General features: G+C 46.2%; 22 protein-coding genes. 15 read left to right on the forward strand and 7 right to left on the reverse strand.

Translation table 11 applies throughout. The features are described 5' to 3' along the window. Window positions 1–63 precede the first annotated feature (63 nt). On the forward strand, window positions 64–1,221 hold the full coding sequence (locus AC3RV5_RS03115) for an endonuclease/exonuclease/phosphatase family protein (protein ID WP_489730524.1): 1,158 nt from the start codon (window positions 64–66) through the stop codon (window positions 1,219–1,221). A gap of 15 nt (window positions 1,222–1,236) precedes the next feature. On the opposite strand, the gene argR is transcribed toward AC3RV5_RS03115, so the two are convergent. Beyond that, window positions 1,237–1,701, reverse strand: a complete 465-nt coding sequence (gene argR / locus AC3RV5_RS03120) for a transcriptional regulator ArgR (protein WP_489730525.1) — start codon at window positions 1,699–1,701, stop codon at window positions 1,237–1,239. A gap of 167 nt (window positions 1,702–1,868) precedes the next feature. Here argR and mdh point away from each other — a divergent pair, with 167 nt between their 5' ends. After that, the gene (mdh, locus tag AC3RV5_RS03125; RefSeq protein ID WP_489730526.1) at window positions 1,869–2,804 is read left to right on the forward strand and encodes a malate dehydrogenase; all 936 of its coding nucleotides are present in this window, start codon (window positions 1,869–1,871) and stop codon (window positions 2,802–2,804) included. Window positions 2,805–2,887: 83 nt separating this feature from the next. Here mdh and AC3RV5_RS03130 read toward each other — a convergent pair whose 3' ends face one another. Both AC3RV5_RS03130 and AC3RV5_RS03135 read right to left on the reverse strand, forming a co-directional pair. Then, entirely contained in the window at window positions 2,888–3,487 is a 600-nt protein-coding gene (locus AC3RV5_RS03130) for a DUF2726 domain-containing protein (RefSeq protein WP_489730527.1), read from the reverse strand. Window positions 3,488–3,624: 137 nt separating this feature from the next. Next, window positions 3,625–4,002, reverse strand: coding sequence for a hypothetical protein (locus AC3RV5_RS03135; protein ID WP_489730528.1), 378 nt, complete (start codon window positions 4,000–4,002; stop codon window positions 3,625–3,627). A gap of 134 nt (window positions 4,003–4,136) precedes the next feature. On the opposite strand from AC3RV5_RS03135, the gene AC3RV5_RS03140 reads away from it, so the two are divergent. The 4 genes from AC3RV5_RS03140 (at window position 4,137) to AC3RV5_RS03155 (ending at window position 7,743) form a co-directional block, all read left to right on the forward strand. Beyond that, window positions 4,137–4,658, forward strand: coding sequence for a DUF2937 family protein (locus AC3RV5_RS03140; protein ID WP_489730529.1), 522 nt, complete (start codon window positions 4,137–4,139; stop codon window positions 4,656–4,658). 170 nt (window positions 4,659–4,828) lie between these two features. Continuing rightward, entirely contained in the window at window positions 4,829–5,479 is a 651-nt protein-coding gene (locus tag AC3RV5_RS03145) for a DsbA family oxidoreductase (protein WP_489730530.1), read from the forward strand. A 736-nt stretch (window positions 5,480–6,215) separates the two neighbouring features. Next, the gene (gene alc, locus AC3RV5_RS03150; RefSeq protein WP_489730531.1) at window positions 6,216–7,250 is read left to right on the forward strand and encodes an allantoicase; all 1,035 of its coding nucleotides are present in this window, start codon (window positions 6,216–6,218) and stop codon (window positions 7,248–7,250) included. After that, entirely contained in the window at window positions 7,222–7,743 is a 522-nt protein-coding gene (locus tag AC3RV5_RS03155; protein ID WP_489730532.1) for an ureidoglycolate lyase, read from the forward strand. Before alc ends, AC3RV5_RS03155 begins: the two co-directional genes overlap by 29 nt. Before the next feature lie 160 nt (window positions 7,744–7,903). Here AC3RV5_RS03155 and AC3RV5_RS03160 read toward each other — a convergent pair whose 3' ends face one another. Then, window positions 7,904–9,319, reverse strand: coding sequence for an FAD-dependent oxidoreductase (locus AC3RV5_RS03160; protein WP_489730533.1), 1,416 nt, complete (start codon window positions 9,317–9,319; stop codon window positions 7,904–7,906). Between the two features lie 20 nt (window positions 9,320–9,339). Next, window positions 9,340–13,806, reverse strand: coding sequence for a glutamate synthase large subunit (gene gltB / locus AC3RV5_RS03165; RefSeq protein WP_489730534.1), 4,467 nt, complete (start codon window positions 13,804–13,806; stop codon window positions 9,340–9,342). A 638-nt stretch (window positions 13,807–14,444) separates the two neighbouring features. Between gltB and arcB the strand changes: the two genes are divergently transcribed. The 4 genes from arcB to rplI all read left to right on the forward strand — a co-directional run bounded on the left by arcB (window position 14,445) and on the right by rplI (window position 18,184). Continuing rightward, window positions 14,445–16,790, forward strand: a complete 2,346-nt coding sequence (gene arcB / locus AC3RV5_RS03170; protein ID WP_489730535.1) for an aerobic respiration two-component sensor histidine kinase ArcB — start codon at window positions 14,445–14,447, stop codon at window positions 16,788–16,790. A gap of 237 nt (window positions 16,791–17,027) precedes the next feature. After that, the gene (gene rpsF, locus AC3RV5_RS03175) at window positions 17,028–17,465 is read left to right on the forward strand and encodes a 30S ribosomal protein S6 (protein ID WP_489732084.1); all 438 of its coding nucleotides are present in this window, start codon (window positions 17,028–17,030) and stop codon (window positions 17,463–17,465) included. A 10-nt stretch (window positions 17,466–17,475) separates the two neighbouring features. Further along, a complete protein-coding gene (gene rpsR, locus AC3RV5_RS03180) occupies window positions 17,476–17,703 on the forward strand; it encodes a 30S ribosomal protein S18 (protein ID WP_489730536.1) in 228 nt (75 codons plus the stop codon). A gap of 28 nt (window positions 17,704–17,731) precedes the next feature. Next, complete coding sequence (gene rplI / locus AC3RV5_RS03185) at window positions 17,732–18,184, forward strand: 50S ribosomal protein L9 (RefSeq protein ID WP_489730537.1); 453 nt, start codon at window positions 17,732–17,734, stop codon at window positions 18,182–18,184. 136 nt (window positions 18,185–18,320) lie between these two features. On the opposite strand, the gene AC3RV5_RS03190 is transcribed toward rplI, so the two are convergent. Continuing rightward, on the reverse strand, window positions 18,321–18,944 hold the full coding sequence (locus AC3RV5_RS03190; RefSeq protein WP_489730538.1) for an MOSC domain-containing protein: 624 nt from the start codon (window positions 18,942–18,944) through the stop codon (window positions 18,321–18,323). Between the two features lie 191 nt (window positions 18,945–19,135). Between AC3RV5_RS03190 and AC3RV5_RS03195 the strand changes: the two genes are divergently transcribed. From AC3RV5_RS03195 to AC3RV5_RS03205, 3 genes are read left to right on the forward strand one after another with little or no spacing between them, the layout of a single operon-like run. Next, a complete protein-coding gene (locus tag AC3RV5_RS03195) occupies window positions 19,136–19,702 on the forward strand; it encodes an RNA polymerase sigma factor (protein ID WP_489732085.1) in 567 nt (188 codons plus the stop codon). After that, window positions 19,695–20,180: a hypothetical protein gene (locus AC3RV5_RS03200; RefSeq protein WP_489730539.1), complete on the forward strand. Its 486-nt coding sequence runs from the start codon at window positions 19,695–19,697 to the stop codon at window positions 20,178–20,180. The genes AC3RV5_RS03195 and AC3RV5_RS03200 overlap by 8 nt, the downstream gene beginning before the upstream one ends. 29 nt (window positions 20,181–20,209) lie before the next feature. Next, window positions 20,210–21,157, forward strand: coding sequence for a DUF4097 family beta strand repeat-containing protein (locus AC3RV5_RS03205; RefSeq protein WP_489730540.1), 948 nt, complete (start codon window positions 20,210–20,212; stop codon window positions 21,155–21,157). Between the two features lie 35 nt (window positions 21,158–21,192). Here AC3RV5_RS03205 and ispB read toward each other — a convergent pair whose 3' ends face one another. Then, a complete protein-coding gene (gene ispB, locus AC3RV5_RS03210; protein WP_489730541.1) occupies window positions 21,193–22,164 on the reverse strand; it encodes an octaprenyl diphosphate synthase in 972 nt (323 codons plus the stop codon). 236 nt (window positions 22,165–22,400) lie between these two features. On the opposite strand from ispB, the gene rplU reads away from it, so the two are divergent. Beyond that, entirely contained in the window at window positions 22,401–22,712 is a 312-nt protein-coding gene (gene rplU, locus AC3RV5_RS03215) for a 50S ribosomal protein L21 (RefSeq protein WP_489730542.1), read from the forward strand. Between the two features lie 15 nt (window positions 22,713–22,727). After that, window positions 22,728–22,985 (forward strand): 50S ribosomal protein L27, encoded by a 258-nt coding sequence (gene rpmA / locus AC3RV5_RS03220; protein WP_489730543.1) that lies wholly within the window; start codon window positions 22,728–22,730, stop codon window positions 22,983–22,985. Window positions 22,986–23,080: the final 95 nt, after the last annotated feature.

The following is a 23,080-nucleotide window of genomic DNA, read 5'->3' on the forward strand; positions in this document are numbered from 1 at the left end:
TTTTTATTTTTGTGGTACAAAAGAACCATGTCTAAATTACAATTTATAATAGTAATCTTATTGATGACAACCTTAAATAACGCCAACGCCAACGCCAACGCCAACGCCAAAACGTTACGCTTTGCCACTTTCAATGTAAGCATGGAGGCGGGTAATTACCTAGCTGCTGAACAATCACCCACAGGGCAGGAGCTGTTTACCCACCTAGCCACAGGTAACCACAAGCAAATACGCAATATTGCCGAAATCATTCAGCGCACAAGACCGGATGTTATTTTGCTTAATGAATTTGACTACATCGCAGACGATGAAAAAGGCGTAAAAGCTTTTATTAAAAATTATTTAGCAGTGCCGCAACAAGGCGCCGCGCCGATTGACTACCCCCATTACTACACCGCCCCTGTCAATACCGGGGTTAGCTCTGGTGCGGATCTAAACCATGACGGCAAGGCCACAGGAGCCGCTGATGATGCCTTTGGTTTTGGTTTATATCCTGGGCAATACGGAATGGTTTTACTGAGCCGTTATCCCATAGACAAAAGCCGGGTACGGACATTTCAGCAATTCTTATGGAAAGATATGCCCGATGGCCTGATAGACACGGTTAAAGATCAACAAGGCCAAGATTGGTACGCCGAAAAAGCCAAACAAGTCTTCAGGTTATCCTCTAAATCCCATTGGGATATACCGCTTAACATTGACGGGCAAACTATGCATATATTGGCCAGCCACCCCACACCACCGGTGTTTGACGGGCCAGAAAATCGCAACGGTAAACGTAATCATGATGAAATTCGCTTTTGGGTGGATTATTTATCTGGTGCACCGCAATCCGCTTATATTTACGATGACAAAGGGATATACGGCGGGTTCAGCGGGCAAGGCTTTGTGTTACTAGGGGATCTAAATGCCTCGACTGAGGAAGGCGACGCCCATAAGGACGCGATCCAGGTCTTGACCACTCATCCGCTGGTTAATAACAGTTTCGTGCCAGTGAGTGAAGGTGGCAAGCAGCACTCTGTGAATAACCCCCATGGGGCCAGTCACAGCACTTTTTGGCGAATGCGGGCAGATTATGTATTGCCGGCTAAAAAAGCCGGTAAGGTGTTAGCCAGTGGTGTATTTTGGCCTAACCGTGAGGACCCGCTGCGACGCTTAATTGAAAACCGTCAAGCGTCATCGGATCATCGTTTAGTGTGGGTCGATATACACGTTCCCTAACGGCACATGCAGGACTTATACATTTTCGAACAAGGCCTCCACCCGCGCACGGATATCTTCAATTTTAGTGAGATCGGACGGGGCAATAAAAATAGTGTCATCACCGGCTATGGTGCCCAGTACGCCGTCTTTTTGACTCAATGAATCGAGTAATCGGGCGATCAATTGGGCGGCACCCGGGCTGGTGCGTATGATGATCATGACATTGTTGTGCACTATGTCCAGAACCAGCTGGCGCAGAGGGCTGCGCGCCGTCGGCATGCCGAGCTCAGGGGGCAGGCAATAGACCATCTCACCCCGGGCATTGCGGGTACGCACCGCACCAAACTTGCTTAGCATGCGTGATACTTTAGATTGACTGATATTGTCGAAGTTTTCGGTTTTTAGGGCGTCAACAATGTCACCTTGTGAGCCAAAGTTTTCCGCCTTCAATATATCCTTGAACGCCTTGATCAATTCTTCTTGTTTATTAGTTGCCATATATTCCCTCTGGTTATAGTGGCTATTTTGCCTCAGCGCTTGAACTTAAGCAATTTGCCCACACATACAAAATCACAATGGATCCACATTAGCAATTGATTGTTTTTTTGCGAGCCTTGCATTAGTGTTCCGTTCGCGAATTGATTAGCATTTTACAGGAGATAAATATGAAAGTAGCGGTTTTAGGAGCAGCGGGCGGAATAGGCCAAGCCCTGTCTTTATTATTGAAGACACAATTGCCAGCCGGTTCCGAATTGGCATTGTATGATGTGGCACCTGTAGTACCCGGTGTAGCGGTTGATTTAAGCCATATACCTACTGATGTGAAGGTACAAGGTTTTGGTAAAGATGATCTGGCGAAGGCTTTGACGGGTAGCGATATTGTGCTTATTCCTGCTGGCGTACCGCGCAAACCTGGTATGGATCGTTCAGATTTGTTCAATATCAACGCCGGCATTGTAAAAAACCTGGTCGACGGTGTGGCGGATCATTGTCCACAAGCATGCCTGTGTATTATTACCAATCCGGTTAATACCACCGTGGCCATTGCCGCAGAGACCTTGAAAGCCAAGGGCGTTTACAACAAAAATAAATTATTTGGTGTAACAACCTTAGATGTTATTCGTGCTGAAACGTTTGTGGGTAATTTGAAAGACCTTAACCCGGCCAATGTACATGTCCCGGTTATTGGTGGTCATTCTGGCACAACTATCTTGCCATTACTGTCACAAGTTGAGGGCGTTACCTTCACTGATGAAGAAGTTCAAAGCCTGACCACTCGTATTCAAAATGCAGGTACTGAAGTGGTTGAAGCCAAAGCTGGTGGCGGATCAGCTACTTTATCAATGGGTCAAGCTGCGGCGCGTTTCTGTTTATCACTGGTAGCCGCCATGCGTGGCGACAATGTGGTTGAATATACCTATGTTGAAACCAACAGCGATGATGCTCAGTTCTTTTCACACCCTGTGCGTTTGGGTAAAAATGGCGTTGAAGAGATCCTGTCTTACGGTCAGTTGAGCGATTTCGAGCAAAAAGCCAAAGAAGCCATGCTTGAAGGATTGCGTGGTGATATCAAAATGGGTATCGAATTTGTTAAAAACTAGGCAAATAGCCAAAATAAAAAAACCAGCGACTTCGCTGGTTTTTTTATGTTCACCATTTAGCAAATGAATAGCAAACGATGTATTTAAGCAGCTATGGGGCGATGGCCTAACGGTTTGGTAGGGCGAGTTGCGATAGTGGGATCTTTAATTTGGCCATTGGTACCCTGAATAAGCGGAGCCTTGCCAGCTTTAGGACGCATGGGCGCCACTTTGTGTTCGATGCATTCGCGAATATCCCGTGCGGTGTAGCCAGAGCGTACTTTTATTCTAAGATGCGGAATGCGCGCTGCATCTAATGCCCCACTGACAAACCAGTCCCGCTGGCTTTTGTATCCCTCTTTACCGTTGCTGTGCACCAAATCTATGGCTACCACAGGTGTCATATCTCCTTTGGCACACAATACAAAATCCAGTTGTCGGCTACTTGCCCGGCTAAGGGCATTTTTAAGGGCCTTTTTATCTGTTTTTTCCCGTACGGCTAAGATATCGCTAAGCTTCACCCGACATAATACTCTGTATTGCCCACCGACCGCTTCTTCGATTAACTCCAAGAAGCTGCGTTCAACCGGGGTGAACAGGTTAGTTTTCTTTTTAAACGGGAACCCCAAACTAGGCTCATTTAATTTGATCGCACCTATAGCGACAACGATCAGTAACATCATTAATATAATTGCCAGTTCCATACACGCTCCTGCAAGTGCCCGCCAAAAAATTGACAAAACACGTTATTGACTGTTCTTGCGTAAAACTTTGCAAAGACAGTGCCAGATTCAACGCGTGGCGAAGTTAGCAAAAAGCCAAAAGAGGTTGGAGAAGGGAATTAGTTGGAAGTGACCAGAATATCTATCTGGCTACCTTTGCCATCTTTGGATATCACTATGATTTTATTGCGATTTTCATATTCTATCAGAGTCCGGTTTTTCACCTTGCTGACCTTTAACGGTTCCCTAAGCTGGGCGCGATAAAATGCCTCGGTTACAGCCGGTGAATTATCACTATGATATGAAAGGGATGCCGGCAACTGATCGGCAAAAATCTGACACAATCGGGCATCCCCGGAAATCGTCAGCTGATAAAAAAGTTCCGGGCACAGGTTAGCTGGGGTTGGCGTGGATAAATCATTCCCCATAGGCTGCGCTGCGAGGTGCAACGTTATCAGGTATGCGCTTAAGGCGATCACCCTGGTAGGTGACCGCATTTTTTTGATCCCGGTAAACATAATTTTAAGCCCTTATATTATCTCGGGTTACTATAGAGGTCGTGACCATGCTGGGCAACATTCAATGCATTGTGTAAGGTATGGGGTAATGTATATGGGTATAGGAGGCGAATATGAGCATTGTTCGAGATTACCTGCGATTGATTTTATTTGCCGCGGGTTTGCTAACCGGGGTTCAGGTGCCCGCTTTTGTCGACCAGTACCAAAAACGGGTTGATGCTCACATGCTTGAGGCAGAACAAAGCCTGTCTGGTTTTCAACAAACTGCCGATCGTTATTTCGCCGGTGATGTACAACAGCTGATTGCGCATTATCGTAAAAATGAGGATAAAGTGTTTCAGGAAGATGCCCAAAGCCTGCAACAAATTTACCAAAGGGTAGTGTTGCTGCAAAGCGAATGGAATGCCCTTAACGGCTCGGTGTTTGCACGCACTTACCATATGGTGTTTGCGCATAATCCGCAAATCCTGGATGAGACCTTAAGCCAATATAGCTACTCTGTGCCACTAAGCCCGTCAGCGCTTGTTTGGGGGATTTGCATCGCCTTGCTGCTAGCGGCTTGTATCGAATCAGTATTATTACTGTTGTTAACACTTTTGGCGAAGGCCAAACCGTTCGTTTGGCACCGGGGTTAATTGCTTATGACTAGCATTCAGTCTGTGTGTGCCTGGTTGGCGTGTAAACCTTGAAATTTACAGCCGTTGTGTGACAACTATTTGACGACCGATAGGGGGTAACACTTGAAAACGGCTCGTCGCTCCCAATATCCAAAGGTCTATGTGATGTTTTCCAGCCGGAGTATATTATGGTTACCACCCTTAAAATCGATATCGTATCTGACGTGTCTTGCCCTTGGTGCATCATAGGCTACCAGGCGTTGATCCAGGCGTTAGATAACTTGTCGCCAGAGGTTAAAGCACAAATTAGCTGGCAACCCTTTGAACTAAATCCAAATATGCCGCGACAAGGCCAGGAAATAGTGGAACATATCACCGAAAAATACGGCATAAGCGTTGAACAAAGCGAACAGAATCGCGCCATGATCAAGCAAAGAGGTTTGGATGTGGGCTATGAATTCGGTAACCGCGGCGGGGGCAGAATTTACAATACGTTCGATGCCCATCGCTTGTTGCATTGGGCTGCAGAACAGAGCAAACAAACCGAACTTAACCTCGCCCTATTTGATTTATATTTCAAACAAAATGGCAATCCAAGTGATCATTCAGAATTATTACAAGTGGTCGAAAAAGTCGGCTTAGATAAGGCGCAAGCGTCCGCTATTTTGGCATCTGATAAATACACTGACGAAGTGAGAGCCGCCCAGCGCTTGTATCAAGCCAATGGCATCAGTTCAGTGCCTGCAGTGATCATTAACAACAAACACCTGATCAGCGGTGGTCAGCCGGTAGCGGTTTTCGAACAGGCCTTAAGCGAAATTGCTAACCATCAAGACTAACCAGACACGGGCTGCCGTTTAAGGTGAATGACGGCCCAGAGTTTCTAGTCATCAAACTTGTGGGTGATTTATCCCATTTTTGTTTCGATAAACGTCAAAATTGATATTTTCAATTTCAGTATTTCGCAGCAGGGTGTCTACTCCCAATACTGCCAGTAAAAGCTGTTTAGAATGAACTCCTAGTGGTCGAGATTAAACACCTTTATGTTTCGGTTCAGGATAAAAAACTACTGATCAATATACTCACTAAAACCGTTGACTGAATGTTACCTTTAATGAGATTTAGCCTGTCAGGTAATGCCTGGTGGGGGGCGATTTTTTTGCCGTAAAGTAATCGTGCGCTGGCGCTGAATATCACCAAATTACTAAGCAACAGGCCCCAATTAATAACGTTCCTTCCTGAGTAAACTTAAAATATTGAGTATTGATAGTAAACGTTCGACCACGTAGCGTAATCAGTGCGTTATGACAAATTTTATGCATATTGGGGGTGACAAGCAATAGAGTATTGTTCAAGATAGCGAGTACATTCTTGGTGTTTACCGGTTAGTTTTATTTGGCGATAGATCGGATCAAAAAATGCCATTAATGGTCCCGAGCCTTTTAACTATATTGTTTTTCCAAATTTATTTGTGTTGATACCGCAGTATCTGACCTGTTAATTGAAATCATTGATTAAGTAAGTAAACAAAGTAAGCCATCTTTTAATTATTCAAACCAAGATCCCAGGAAAATAATGAGCCAAGACGCGATACAGCAAAAATTAAGCACTCTATACATCGATTTAGCCAGTGAGCGCCTTGGTGGTGAAACACTGGCATGTAGTGACGATTTTTTTGCCGAAATGGAAAACCTACTCAAATTCGGTAGAAGTATCTTTATCGACGATAAATATACCGAGCGCGGTAAGTGGATGGATGGCTGGGAGTCTCGCCGCAGTTATGGCCGGGACAATGGTCGGGATCACGACTGGTGTGTCATTAGGCTAGGCGTGCCGGGCGTGATTAAGGGCGTTGATGTAGACACTAATTTCTTTCGAGGCAATGCCCCGCAAAGTATCTCTATACAAGCCTGTCACAGTGCACAGCAACCCGACGAAGATAGCCAATGGTTCACTATTCTTAGCGATTTAGCGGTACAGGCACATAGCCAAAACCTGTTTGAAATAGACAATGATGAGTGTTGGACCCATGTCAGACTGAACATTTTCCCAGATGGCGGAGTGGCCCGTTTTCGGGTGTATGGCGAAGCTCGTGTAGATTGGCAGCAGTTTTTACCCGGCGAACTGATTGATCTGGCTTCCATCAAAAATGGTGGTAAATCGCTGTTGGTCAGCGACATGTTTTTCAGTGATAAAAACAACCTAGTTATGCCTGGACGTGGAAAAGATATGGGCGATGGCTGGGAAACCAAGCGCCGCCGCGATCCGGGGCCAGACTGGAATATTGTTAAGCTTGGTTGCATCGGCTCAATCAATAAAGTGATCATCGATACCCATCATTTTAAGGGTAACTTTCCGGACTCTTTCAACCTGGAAGGCACATTGAGCGACAGCGATGAGTTTATCCACGCCCCAGATGCTTTGAATGACACAGCTAAGTGGCAGACGATCATTCCCAGCACTAAATTATTTGCTCATCGGGAGCATCTGTTTATGCATGAAATTATCGCCCCCAAACAGCACTTTAGTCACCTGAGGCTGAATATCTTCCCTGACGGCGGTGTCAGCCGAATGCGTGCCTTTGGATATCGAAAAGATAGCCAGTCGTAATATGGCTAATATGCTGATAAAGCCCCTAACGGCAGACAGTTTTGCCCCTTACGGGGATGTGCTTGAAGTCTCACCTGACAAAAAGCACTTCCCAATAAACGAGGGTTACACAGAGCGCTATCATGACTTGGCCGATATAGATGTTGCCAGCGAAAACGGCCGTGCCATCATCAGTATTTTTCGCTCAACCCCACTTGTTCTGCCGATAAAAATTCAGATGATGGAGCGTCACCCACTTGGCAGTCAGGCCTTTATGCCCCTAAGCCAGCAACCCTACCTGGTCGTGGTCGCGCCCAAAGGTGAGTTTGACCAGCACAAAATGGAAGTGTTTCTAGCCCAGGCAACCCAAGGCGTGAACTACCACAAAGGCACCTGGCATCACTTCTGTTTAGCCCTGAATCAAGCTTGCGATTTTCTGGTTATCGACAGAAGTGGCCAGGGCAATAATTGTGATGTAGAAAAGCTGGATGGGACAAAGCTGATTAGTTACTGAGAGCAATGGGTACTCGTTGATTGGAGGCTGACTGATAGTGGTTAATGGTTTATTTTAGCTTTCATTAATTCACATAGACAAATATCTTTTGTTAATCACAATTTAAACAGCAAAAAAGGAGCCGAGGCTCCTTTTTTTGTTTGCAGATTCAAGGAATGAATTACACCCCCATGTAATCCAACATGCCTTCGGCGGCTTCTCGGCCTTCGAAAATGGCGGTAACCACCAAGTCAGAGCCTCGTACCATGTCACCACCGGAGAATATTTTAGGATTCGAGGTTTGAAAGGCGTATTTGCCTTTGGCCGGGGCGCGCACCCGGCCTCTTTCATCCAAAATGATGCCATGGTCGCCAAACCAGCCAGCAGGACTGGGCTGAAAACCAAACGCGATGATCACCGCGTCGGCTTCAACCACATGTTCAGAGCCATCCACTACCACAGGGCGTCTGCGCCCTTCTGGATCAGGCTCACCCATTTCAGTTTTAACGAAACGCACACCACAAGTATTGCCATGCTCGTCCAGCTCGATATCCAAAGGCTGTAAATTGAACTTGAATTCCACGCCTTCTTCTTTGGCATTCACCACTTCTCGGCGAGAACCAGGCATGCTTTTTTCGTCCCGGCGATAGGCACAGGTCACGCTAAGTGCCCCTTGACGAATAGAGGTGCGCACACAATCCATAGTGGTATCGCCGCCCCCTAGGACTAATACTTTTTTACCTTTCATATCCACAAAATCGTCAGGTGATTTTTCTAACTTCATATGTCGATTAATGTTGGCGATCAAAAATGGCAGCGCCTCATGCACACCCGGGGCACTTTCGTTGGCGAATCCACCCAGCATAGGTTTATAGGTACCCATGCCCAAAAAGACCGCATCGTAGTCATTGAGTAGAGTCTCGAATTCAATGTCTTTACCAATTTCGGTATTGAGCACAAATTCCACACCCATTTCGGTGAATATGTCACGGCGACGCAGGATCACTTCTTTTTCCAGTTTAAAGGCTGGAATACCAAAGGTTAACAAGCCGCCAATTTCTGGATGTTTGTCAAAAACCACGGGTTTAACCCCGTTACGTACTAAGATATCCGCACAGGCAAGACCTGCAGGCCCGGCGCCGACTATGGCTACTTTTTTATTGGTTGGCACCACGCCTGTCATATCCGGGCGCCAGCCCATCTTAAAGGCGGTATCGGTAATGTACTTTTCGATACTGCCGATGGTCACCGCACCAAAATCATCATTGAGGGTACACGCCCCTTCACAGAGTCTGTCTTGGGGGCACACCCGTCCACAGACTTCCGGCAGACTGTTGGTTTTGTGAGACAACTCGGCGGCTTCTAAAATCCGCCCCTCGTTGGCCAGGGCCAACCATTGGGGAATAAAGTTGTGTACCGGGCATTCCCATTCACAATAGGGATTACCGCAGTCCAGGCAGCGATCTGCCTGTCCTTCGGTTTGAGATTGACTCAGAGGATGATAAATCTCGGCAAATTCGGCTTTACGTACCACGATTGGCTTTTTCGGCGGATCGATCCGTTCAACGTCAACAAATTGATATACGTTTTTAGACATACTGTTTCTAATCCTTCTGCTTATTGAGCCTGAATGCGCAGTTCTGCACTAGAGCGACTGATGTGCCCCAACAAATTCTTCACATCACTGGTCTTAGGCTTAATCAAGCGGAAACTGGGTAAAAATTCATGGAAATTAGCCAGCAAATTAGCTGCATGTTCACTGCCTGTTTCTTCATAATGTTGGTTGATCAGGCCACGTAAGTGTTCTGACAAGATCACTTTATCTTCGATGCCCATGATCTCTACAAGTTCAGGATTAATACGATGTTCCAGGTCTCCCTGCTCATCCAGGATATAGGCAAACCCACCTGTCATACCGGCACCGAAGTTGACCCCAACTGACCCTAAAATGGCCACTATGCCGCCTGTCATATATTCACACGCGTTATCGCCGGTACCTTCCACCACCGCAATCGCCCCGGAATTTCGCACCCCAAAGCGCTCTCCTGCACGGCCGGAGGCAAATAACTTGCCCCCCGTGGCGCCATACAAACAGGTATTACCCATGATGGCACTGATATGCGGGTCGAAGTTAATATTGCTCGGGGGGTGGATCACTAACTGCCCACCAGTCATGCCTTTACCTACATAATCATTGGCGTCACCAATTAGGTGCATTTCCAGACCACCGGCATTCCACACCCCAAAACTCTGGCCGGCAGTACCGGTTAATTCAATGTGAATGGGGGCATCATGCATACCTTGATTACCATGTAGTTTGGCAATTTCACCGGACAGCATGGCGCCTACGGATCTATCAGTATTGCGAATATTATAGCGTAAACGCCCTCCGGACTGGTTAGCCACCGCTTCTTTGGCATCGGCTAAAATCTGTAAGTTTAACTCGCCCCTATCCAATGGCGCATTGGTGCCCTGTGAACAGAACAGCTTGGTGTGGGAACCTTCTTTGGGTTTTGCCAAAATGGGGCTCAAATCCAGCCGATTCTGTTTAGCAGTGATACCGGGCAATATTGTTAGCAATTCGGTACGACCAATCAGATCATCCAGTTTAGTTACGCCTATACTGGCCATGATTTCCCGCACTTCTTGGGCGATAAACCTGAAATAGTTCATCACCATTTCCGGCAGTCCAATGAAATAGTTTTCCCGCAGTTTTTCATCCTGAGTTGCTACACCTGTGGCGCAGTTATTCAGGTGACAAATCCTCAGGTATTTACACCCCAGGGCAACCATAGGGCCGGTGCCAAAACCGAAACTCTCGGCACCTAAAATAGCTGCTTTTATCACATCTAAACCGGTCTTTAAGCCACCGTCGGCTTGCACCCGCACTTTGTGACGTAGCCCGTTTTCTACCAGGGCTTGCTGAGTTTCTGCCAAACCAAGTTCGAAGGGGCTACCAGCATATTTTACTGAGGTTAAAGGGCTGGCACCTGTGCCGCCATCGTAACCCGATATAGTGATCAGATCGGCATAGGCCTTGGCCACACCAGTAGCAATCGTGCCTACTCCCGGCTCAGACACCAATTTGACCGAAATCAAGGCTTGGGGGTTGACTTGTTTTAAATCAAAAATCAACTGAGCCAAATCTTCAATGGAGTAGATATCATGATGGGGTGGCGGCGAAATCAGGGTTACCCCTGGTACCGCAAAACGCAATTCAGCTATGTATCGGTTGACCTTGTCACCGGGTAATTGCCCGCCTTCACCAGGTTTGGCGCCTTGGGCTACCTTGATTTGGATCACTTCGGCATTCACCAGATAATGAGGTGTCACCCCAAATCTGCCAGAGGCGACCTGTTTAATCTTGGAGTTCTTCTCGGTGTTAAAACGCGCCGCATCTTCACCACCTTCACCTGAGTTGGATTTACCCCCCAAGCGATTCATGGCAATAGCCAAAGCTTCATGGGCTTCAGGGCTTAGGGCACCGATAGACATCGCTGCAGTATCGAAGCGGGTAAACAGACTCTCAGCGGATTCCACAGTATCGATATCGATGGTCGGACTGTCGCCATTGAGGGCAAACAGATCCCGGAAATGGCTAGGGGGGCGTTCATTGACTAACGAACTGAACACTTGATAATCAGTGTACTTACCACTTACCACGGCTTTTTGCAGGCTAGTGACTACATCAGGATTATAGGCATGGTATTCACCACCGTGCACATATTTTAGCAAGCCTCCATGGGAGATGGTTTTACGTTTGAGCCAAGCGATGCGATTGAGGTTGATTTGATCTTGTTCAAAATCTTCAAAGCCCGCACCTTGAATACGACTAGGTACGCCCTGGAAACAAAGCTTGACGACGTCGCTGTTAATGCCGATGGCTTCGAACAATTTCGAACTACGGTAACTGGCAACCGTGCTGATCCCCATCTTGGACATGATCTTATATAGACCTTTATTGATGCCCTTGCGGTAATTCAATACGGCTTGCATGGCTGTGATACCCAGTTCACCCTTATCTACCATCTGCTCTATGGTTTCGTAAGCGAGGAAGGGATATATGGCCGTGGCACCCAAGCCAATCAATACGGCAAAGTGGTGCGGATCCCTGGCAGAGCCTGTTTCAATCACTATATTGGCGTCGCAGCGCAAAGATTTATCAATCAGGCGCCGTTGTACCGCGCCTACTGCCATAGCTGCCGGGATCGTCAATCTGTTGGGTTTTATATGGCGATCAGACAGGATAACAAAGGCAGCATGTTTGGTTTTGACCAAGTACTCCACTTCGTTACATACCCGCAGCACGGCTTTTTTCAGGCCTTCTTCGGGTTGGTAGTTAAGATCCACTACTTCAGAATAATAAAATTCGGAATCGTATTCTTTTAGCTGTTTAAGATCCGTATACAACAATATGGGTGAATCAAACCTAACTCTGTGTGCATAACTCGATGTTTCGCTAAATACGTTTTGCTCGCGACCAATACACGTAGCCAATGACATCACGTGATTTTCACGCAATGAATCTATAGGGGGATTGGTTACCTGGGCGAATTGCTGGCGGAAATAGTCGTATAGATTACGTTGTTTGGATGACAGCACCGCCATAGGCGTGTCGTCTCCCATAGAGCCTACAGCTTCCTGGCCGTCTTTGGCCAGTACCTTGATGATTTGTTGCATTTCTTCATAGCTGTAATTAAACAGTTTGTGATAGGTCGCCATCATGTTGTCGTCAAATACCCGTTGACCAATCAGCGAAGCATCACATTGTTCAATAGGCTTGAGGCGAAGAATGCTTTTGTCGATCCATTCTTGGTAGGGGTGGCGATTTTTTAACTCATCATCTATTTCGTTGGAGCGCCAAATTTTGCCGGTGTAGGTATCTACAGCCAACATTTCACCGGGGCCTACCCGGCCTTTTTCAAGTACGTCTTCGGGCTTGTAATCCCATATTCCTACTTCTGAGGCCAGGGTAATCAAACCATCTTTGGTGATCACGTAACGGGCCGGGCGCAAACCGTTGCGATCCAGATTACAGGCCACGTGACGGCCATTGGTTAACACTATGCCTGCTGGCCCATCCCAAGGCTCCATGTGCATAGAGTTGAACTCATAAAACGCCCGTAACTCACTATCCATAGTGCTGTTATTTTGATATGCAGGTGGCACCAATAAACGCATAGCCCGGAACAAGTCCATACCGCCTGCCAGAAAGACTTCAAGCATGTTATCCAATGATGAGGAATCGGACCCTTCACTGTTTACGAAAGGGGCCGCATCCTTCAAGTCCGGTAGCAGTGGCGTCACAAATTTACTACTGCGGGCCTGGGCCCAATCACGGTTGCCTCGAATAGTGTTGATTTCACCGTTGTGCGCCAAAAAGCGAAAAGGTTGGGCCAAGGGCCATTTGGGTAAGGTGTTGGTGGAAAAACGTTGGTGAAATACACAAATCGCTGATTGCAGGCGTTCGTCAGCCAAATCCAAATAAAATTTGGGCAGATCTATAGGCATCACCAAACCTTTATAAACGGTCACTAAGGTCGACAGACAGGCCACATAAAAATCACTGTCATCGGCCAAGCGTTTTTCCGCTCTACGACGTGCCATAAATAAGCGACGTTCCAAATCACGTTTGCGCCAACCAGAGGGCGCATTAACAAACACTTGTTCAATTTGCGGCACACCAGATGCCGCCAAGTCACCCAATACAGAATGATCTGTGGGCACCACTCGCCATCCGACTACACCTAAAGTTTCTCTCTCCAGTTCTTCATTCAGCACAGTCCGCGCCTGGGCAGCCAGTTTTTCATCCTGGCTCAAAAAAATCATACCAACGCCGTATTTTTTGCTTAGCTTCCAGTCATTTTCAGCGGCAACGCACTTGAAAAATGCATCGGGCTTTTGCAACAACAAGCCGCAACCGTCTCCGGTCTTCCCATCGGCAGCAATACCGCCGCGGTGTTGCATGCGATCTAATCCCTCGATTGCCGTACTAACTAATCTGTGACTGGCTTCACCTTTGATATGGGCGATTAAACCGAAACCACAGTTATCCTTCGAATCATTAGGATTATATAAACTCATTGACGTAACTCCTTCAACCGACGACTGGGCAAGGTTGTGTTGTAGATTACTGCTGATGTCGTGCGTTTTTCAGGGCGCCGTTGGACACAAAAAGAGGCCAACGAAGCTACTTTAAACGCTATGTATTCTGGTCGTTATTATTATTGGAGATACCAGTCGTGTATCGAATATTTATACTAAGCAGGACATACAAAATACCGAGTAAACATTTATAAATCAATTACCATCTTAGCTAGCGGCAGAAAAAAACCGGCGACTGACGAAGGTATTTAACTCTATAGTTTATAAAACAATGACTTATGTGGCGTGCATCTGCTTAGTTATAACCTATAAAAAAATAGCTCTTGCCTGAAGTAACTAAGGGTAAAAGGTTGATTTGGGCTCAGTAATATCAATTTTTAGTTTAATTGAATAGAATATTTATGAAAATAAAGTGCATAAAATCTTATGCAGTCAACTAATCTATGGTCAGCCGTCAGGTCTGTGGACTTGGGGGTTAACCAAACAGATATTGCAAAATCAGTTCGGCTGGAAATATCATCAAATGTAACTCTTAGTCGGGTATGGGTTGACCCGGCAGTGGAACTTGCTAGCATGACGTCCACATATCCCATCCTCTGTTATTCGAGAAGACCAACATGCAGTTTCAAGATTCGGTAGAACCCTGGGCCCTAAGATTCGCTCAATTTATTAATCGCTTCGGTACGCTTAGGGTCAGCGTGTTTTTCGTTTTTTTAACGTTGATTTTCACCCTCACCGGCACGTACTTTCTGCGGATTTATATTTTCGGTGATGTAAAAATTGAAGATTTCATGAGTGCCGTTATCTTGACGATCATCAGTGCACCTTGGGTATTGTTTTTCTTTAGTGAGTTGGTGAAACAACTCGAGCGTTCCCGGGGACGTCTGGCAGAAGTGGTGACTCAGCTTGAAAGCCTGCGGGCTGAGGATGTGTTATTGAGTCGCGAATTGCAGAATAATATCAAACAGCTCAACCATGAAATCGAACAACGCAAAAACGCTCAAGCCGAGCGGGAGAATGTTTTCAGTGAATTAGAGAACGAAATTCGTGAAAAATCAGAGAAAGAAGCCCAGGCACAGGGTCTGTCTACCTTACTGCGCTCGATTATTGATGCCTCCCCGGATCTGATTTATTACCGCAATGAAGAAGGACGGTTTGCCGGTTGCAACCGGGTCGCAGAGCAAATGACCGGTAAAAAAGAAGAAGAGTTGATTGGGTTGACGCCGTACGAAGTATATGACGAGGAATTAGCACGTCAGGTGGTAGCCAGTGACCATGAAGTACTCGAAAAAAATGCCAGTATTACCGAAGAGTTGTGGTTGCGTTTTGCCGATGGCCGTCGGGGCTATTTTGAAATGCGTAAAGTGCCGTTTTATTCCCAAGACGGCACCCGTCTGGGATTGTTGGCTTTTGGCCGGGACATCACCGAACGTAAACAAGCAGAAAATGTGGTGTCTAAGGCCATCAAGGATAAAACCTCCTTTATCGCCACCATCAGCCATGAACTAAGAACCCCCCTTAACGGTATAGTTGGCCTAAGTCGAATGCTGCGGGATACCAAGCTAGACAAAGAACAATATGCCTGGGTGAGCACCATTTACGCCAGCGGGATCACCTTGGGCAACATCTTTAATGATATTATCGATATAGACCGTCTTGGCCGGGACCGTCTGGAATTATCCTTAAAGACAGTGTCAATTAAAGACTTTACCGAAGAGTTAAGCAGTATTATTAAGCTGCTTGCTGCCGATAAAGGCCTGGCCTTTGAAACACAAATAAAACAACCTTTACCTGCTTTTGTGGAAGCCGATGGCACGCGCTTGCGGCAAATTTTGTGGAACCTGCTGTCCAATGCAGTCAAATTTACCCAAAAGGGCAAAGTGAGTTTAAGTGTGGAGGCTCATAAAGGGGGGGACGGTATTAGCCTGGTGAAGTTTAAAGTCAGTGATACCGGTGTGGGGATCCCGCAGCAGGAACTGGATAAAATTTTCGCCATGTATTATCAGGTGGATTTACCTGAACATCAAAGCGCTACAGGCACGGGTATCGGTCTGGCGATTTGTCAGCAAATGGTGTCTTTGATGAAAGGGGATATCAAGGTCAGCAGCGCAATCGGTGAAGGCACCTGTTTTACCGTGGAATTACCTTTGCCGATCAGCAGCAGACCCATGGAAGTTGAAGAGCTACAAGTTAAAGGTTTGAATATTCTGCTGGTCGAAGACATAGAGCTTAATGTGATGGTGGCCAAGGCTTTGTTAGAGAAACTCGAGCAGAATGTGGATGTGGCCATGACCGGTGGCGAAGCCATTCAAATGGTCAGAGATAAACAATACGATCTGATTTTACTCGACATTCAATTGCCTGATATGAATGGTTTTGACGTGGCTACCACCTTGCACGACGAAGGATTGGTCGAACAAACCAGCATAGTGGCCCTGACCGCCAATGTGACCAAAAGGCGCCAGGAATATCTGGATAGCGGTATGGATGACGTGATCGCCAAACCGGTTAAAAAAAGCCGTATTATCGAAGTATTTAATACTTTGTTTAGCGATCAACCCACTACGTCGCGTCAACCAATGGACGAACATATTGACGACGAGCTAAATGCTATTCTCGATTTAGATTTGTTACAGACTCTGGTGGATACTATTGGCCACGAAATGGTCAGTACCAGTGTGAAGGTGTTTGAAGAAAATATGCCAGTGTATCTGGAGATTTTGCAGCTCAGCTTAAGCGCGAATGAAAAGGACGAGGTATGCGGCCAAGCCCATAAAATAAAAGGCGCAGCAGGGTCGGTAGGCCTAGCCCGGTTGCAGAAAATCGCCAACCTTATCCAACAGGGCGACCATCCTACCTGGTGGCAAAATGTGCACGATTGGGTGGAGGAACTGACGTTGGCCGCGACAGAGGACATGAATAAGTTGAGCACCTGGCTAAATCAGCAGGACATTGACGATTAAGGGGCAGTAGATTGACAGAAAAACTGGAATTGAAGTCGAAGCGATAATTGTCGGTCAATGGGGGTTTTAGCGGGAATAGACGTTAACTGGGGCTATTTTCAATAGTAGTAAATAGTTCTTGTACCCCACGACTAGTTTATATACAATTCGCGCCGCTTAAAACAGTCACCAATTTAGTTCCTTGTCTCTATACAGTTTGACTGTGCTGTCGAGACTACAACCGTGAGGAGCAATATGATGCGTCATTACGAAATCGTATTCATGGTTCACCCTGACCAGAGTGAACAAGTTCCAGGTATGATCGAGCGTTATACCGGGATTCTGACCCAAAATGGTGGCACTATCCACCGTATGGAAGATTGGGGCCGTCGTCAATTGGCTTACCCAATCGACAAGCTACACAAAGCACACTACGTACTGATCAATGCCGAAGCATCTGCTGAAGCTGTTGATGAGTTAGAGACAGCTTTCCGTTTCAATGACGTTATCTTGCGTAATCTTATTATGCGTACCAAAGGTGCTGCGACTGAGCAATCCCCTATGGCCAAAGAAGAACGTCGTGAAAAACGTGACGACCGCGAAGAACGTCCTGAACGTTCAGAGCGTGAAGAGCGCCCTGTAGTTGAAGAGAAACCTGTAGCTGTCGAAGCTCCGGCTTCTGACGAACAAGAATAAGGAGACAAAAATGGCTCGTTTTTTTAGACGTCGTAAGTTCTGCCGTTTTTCAGCTGAAGGTATTGTAGAGATTGATTACAAAGATATCGCTATGTTGAAAAACTATATCACTGAAAGTGGTAAAATCGTACCTAGCCGTATCACTGGAACTAGCGCTAAATATCAGCGTCAGTTGTCAACTGCCATCAAGCGTGCACGCTTTTTGTCGTTGCTTCCATATACCGATTCACACAAGTAGTTCCTGGCGGAATTAAGAGGTAGCAAAGATGGAAATCATACTACTAAACAAAGTCGCCAACCTGGGCGGCTTGGGTGACAAAGTCACTGTAAAATCAGGTTACGCACGTAACTTTTTGTTCCCTCAAGGACAAGCGGTACCTGCGACTAAAGCAAACGTTGAAAAATTTGAAGCACGTCGTGCAGAGCTTGAAGCAAAAATTGCTGACCAGCTTGCAGCGGCTGAAGCGCGCGCAGCAAAAATTGCTGAGCTTGCTGAAGTAACTATCGCGGCTCCTGCTGGCGACGAAGGCAAATTGTTCGGATCTATTGGTACTCGTGATATCGCGTTGGCTATTACAGCTGCCGGTGTTGAGATCAGTAAATCAGAAGTCAAATTGCCTACCGGTACACTGCGTGATACTGGCGAGTTTGAAATTAACTTGCAGTTGCACTCAGAAGTAACAGCTACCATCAAATTAGTGGTTATTCAAGAAGCCTAATTCGGCCTCTGGTTAATCTTTAAAACACCGCCTTTGGGTTCCCAAAGGCGGTGTTTATGTATCTGACGTTCTATAATTTAGCAGCGCTTCTATTTTCTAAAACTAGTCATTTATACCGATTGGTATTATGTCCCTGTTAGCGACTAAGCTTGGTTTTCCACTGGGGATCCAGCCCATAGGCGGATGACATCTGATTGAGGCGCTGCGGTGTCACGTTTGCCTCATCTAGTATTGCCATAAAATTCGCGATAGAGAGCCAGTCGTTAGGGCGTTCACATAAGATGATCTCTTCCCCCAGCCCAATAACGCCGGCCTCCAATACCCGATAATACCAGCCAGTGATCTGTCCCTGGCGGATAAGTTTCGGTAAATCTTGTTGATTAAACTTGGCCGCTATCTTCCAGCAGGGGATGCGGGGGCTACTGACCTGCAATAATACCTCGCCGATCCGGTAAATGTCTCCGATACACACGCTATGATCGTGCATCATTGTCGCGCTGATATTTTCCCCCAAGCTGCCAGGCAAAGCCTTGTTGTGCATCAATGGAAAGCGCTTGATAATTTTTTCATAGCCACGATGAGCATATTGATGCAGAGCTTTTTCAGGTCCGCCATGTACGCGTTTATCTGCCTGTATATCACCCTCAATACCTAACATGTTAACAACAACCCGAGATTGAGGCTGCTTATAAATACCGGTGGGCGCATTTTTAGGGCCGATTCTGGACTCGGATCCAGTATATAAACCTATGATCTTCATGTACTTTCCAACTGAATGTAAATAGGGGCAGGCTAATACTTACCTTATCCCGGGTTCAGGTTATTTAATAATATTCGTTCAACCAGTGATTTTGCTTTATTTAAACTCGACTGCTTATTTTTTTGGCGCTCTAAACCTTTCTGATTTACCCTGCGACTAACTTCTCAATGCAACAAAATGAAGATATTCGATTGACTGATCAAGGAAACGTCGTTGCCGCACAGCATAAGTTTGCCACTAAAGATGAGCAGGAGCTAATTTTAGCGGTGCAGCAGGGGGACAAGCGGGCTTATCACACTTTGTATCAACTATATATTGGTCAGGTATATGGTTTGTGTTATCGCTTGACCGGTGAAAAAATGATGGCGGAAGATGCCGCCCAGGAAGTTTTTATTCAATTGTGGCGCAAGATTGGCAATTTTTCTGGCCAGAGTAAATTTTCAACCTGGCTGCACACAGTGACGTCAAATATCACTATCTCCTACATACGCAAACAGCGGGGGTGGCTGCAAAAGATGTTTAATATAGAAGACTCTGTTGCGGCAAACGAGATCGCCGAGCCATCGGCGGGTGAGGTGGATCTGGAGGCTTATATAGTGCGCCTGCCCGAGAGGGCGAGGTTAGTGTTTGTATTACATGCTGTTGAAGGTTACAGACATGAGGACATCGCGCAGATGACCAATATGGCCATAGGCTCAAGTAAGGCTCAATTCCATCGGGCCAAACAGTTATTAAAGGAGTGGATGGGATATGAATAACAGTGATTTTGATACCCATTTAAAACAACACCTAGGGGAATTACCAAGGGAAAAGCAACCCCAGCGTGACCTTTTCCAAGGGGTTGAATTAGCCTTAGCAAACGATGCCTCAAACAAGTCGCCAGTAACGGCTAAATTATATCTGCTGGCAGCATCTTTTGCAGCTTTTGCTGTGTTGGGCTGGTTGTCGCTTAGCCAGCCGTCCAACCAGCTCAGTGGCGAGAATTTGGTGGCAGTGTTGAGCGAACAGCATCAACAACAAAAGAATGCCCTGCTGGTTAAATTTAAAGACCAACCAGCCCTGACCCAAAACTGGCAACAGCAATTAACGGAATTGGACGAAGCCGCAGGCGCGATAAAAGCCGCCTTAGAAAATGAACCCAACAATATGGCGTTGTTAAAGATGCTGCAAAATGTACATCAACAACAAATTAATTTAATCGAGCGCGTGCACTCATCGAAATGGTCACAAATTTAAATGAAACGCAGTGGTTTAGGGGTATGCAGATGAAAAAATTATGGCTTGGTATTGGACTGATGTGTTTCAACTTGTCGTTAGTTGCCGCCCAGAAAGTGGATAAAACCATAGAGGCCGCGCCTGATGGGTATGTTGAAATTGAACACTTAAACGGCGATGCCGAAATTAAGGGCTGGGAACGCCAGGAAGTTCGAGTAGTGGGTACCTTGGGAGACAAAACCGACAAGTTTATTTTCGAACGTGACGGCAACGAGGTGGTTATTAAAGTTAAAGTCAAACGTTCCTATGGCTGGGGCAACAATGATGATGAAGGAGATGATTTGCAGATATTCGTGCCTAACAATAGCAAACTCAGCTACACCTCGGTCAACGCCGAGGTTGCCCTTTTGGGGATTGCCGGTGGCGTGGATGTTAATACGGTTAACGGTGGCATCGAGGCGAACTCCCTGTCAGGCCGGATCCGGCTGGAATCGGTCAATGGTGATATTCGTGCAGATAAACTGGACGGTGATGTAAAAATTGAAACGGTTAATGGTGACATACATTCCCTGAGCTCTGGAGGCAAAGAAGATAAATACGAATCGGTTAACGGTGACATTTTGGTAACCAGCGCCAGTAAAGAAGTCAGGGTAGAGACGGTAAATGGAGACATGGAACTGTCCCTGAATATGATTGAATATCTCAATATCAATACGGTTAACGGTAGTATCGAAGCTAAATTGAAATTGGCAGAAGATGGTGAGATCAGAGCTTCGTCTGTTGGTGGCTCAGTCACCTTGTTGTTCCAGGATGATGTCTCAGCACGCTTTGATATACGCGGTCATGCGGGTGGGCGGATAGTGAATAATCTGTCTACAGACAAGGTGCAAAAAGACAAATATGGCCCTAGTCGCTGGTTGGAATTCACTCTAAATGATGGCAATGGCAAGGTCAATGTGTCCACTGTAAGTGGCAGGGTGAAGTTAGCTAAGGATTAGTCACCCTATGTTTAAGCTCGTGTTGTTTAGCTGCCCTAAGCAACACGTTCCACGGAAATCCCCGCCAGTTCTATCAAGGCTTGTTTGTACTGAGTTGCAGGTAAGGGTTTTAACGCATCGATAGCCTGTTGGGACGCTTTAAGGGCTTGCTGTTTGGTATATACCAGGGCCCCGGTGGACTCCATAGCCGCCAAAATAGCCTGCAAATTTTCCATGCCATTGCCGACTTCTATAGCTTCGCGGATCATTTTGGTCTGGTTTTTATCGCCATGCCACATGGCGTACAACAGGGGCAGGGTGGGTTTGCCTTCGGCCAGATCATCCCCTACATTTTTGCCCATGTCCTGGCTATCCGAAACATAATCCATAATATCATCAACTAATTGGAACGCCGTTCCCAGATACTTGCCATAATCTTGCATGGCCAGTTCAATTTGTGGTTTCTGATCAGTTAACACCGCCGCTAACAAGGTGGCGGCTTCGAACAAACGTGCGGTTTTACTGTAAATCACCTGCATATAACTTTTTTCACTGGTATCAGGGTCATTGCAATTCATCAATTGCAAGACTTCACCTTCGGCAATCACATTGGTGGCATCAGATAAAATTTGCATCACCCGCATGCGCTCAAGACTGACCATCATTTGAAATGAACGGGTGTAAAGGAAATCCCCAACTAAAACACTGGCCTGGTTGCCAAATATTTCGTTTGCGGTTTCACGGCCCCGGCGCATGGTTGATTCATCCACCACATCATCATGTAACAAGGTTGCGGTGTGAATGAATTCGATGATGGCCGCCAAGGTGTGATGCTGTTGATTTTCAATACCTAAGGCTCTGGCGGCCAAGACAGTCAGTAGTGGGCGCAATCTTTTACCACCGCTGTTGACGATGTAAAATCCCAGTTGGTTGATCAGTGATACGTCTGAAGTGACCTGTTTTTGGATCAGTTGATTGACTGCAAGCATGTCAGGTTCAGCCAACAGAAGGATGTGGTCTATATCCATAGTAAAATTTCAGCCCTACCTTAAGGTATTAATTAACGTGGGATTTTACAGAAATTGTGTCGGGTATCCAGTATCCAATGCACTAGAATGCCAGTTGATCGCAGATAGATCCTGAGTTGCTGTATATTTGAACAAATAAATTGTATTTGGTACTTGCGAGGAATAATTGCTTCACGTACAATTCGCGCCCTGTTTTTGAATATATAGCGCTATGATTGCGCAGAGCGGAGTTAATTATGTACGCGGTTTTCCAAAGTGGTGGCAAACAACACCGTGTGGCTGAAGGCCAAACCGTTCGCCTCGAGAAAATCGAAGTGGCTCCAGGTGAGTCAGTTGAATTCGGTGAAATCTTGATGGTGAGCAATGGTGAAGATGTTCAGATCGGCACCCCATTTTTAAGTGGTGGAAAGGTTACTGCTGAAGTAGTAACCCATGGTCGTGGCGAAAAAGTTAAGATTGTTAAGTTTCGTCGTCGTAAGCATTCACGTACCCAAACGGGTCACCGTCAGTGGTTCACAGAAGTGAAAATCACTGGTATAAGCGCTTAATAGGAGTTTCAACTAATGGCACATAAAAAGGCTGGTGGTAGTACTAATAACGGTCGTGACTCAGAAAGTAAACGTTTAGGTGTTAAGCGTTACGGCGGTGAGTCTGTTTTAGCCGGTAACATTATCGTTCGTCAACGTGGAACACGTTTCCATGCTGGTAACAATATGGGTATCGGTAAAGATCACACATTATTTGCATTGTCAGACGGCAAAGTACAATTTGATGTGAAAGGTCCTAAAAACCGTAAATTTGTAAGTATCGTTGCTGAATAATTGGCGCGTAAGCAGTTTTTAAAAAACCCCGCTAGTGCGGGGTTTTTTGTTGGAATAGAGTAAACTCTTTATAATATTTACCTGAAAGTTGAGTT

The sequence above is a fragment of the Paraglaciecola sp. IT1134 genome (assembly GCF_058068185.1).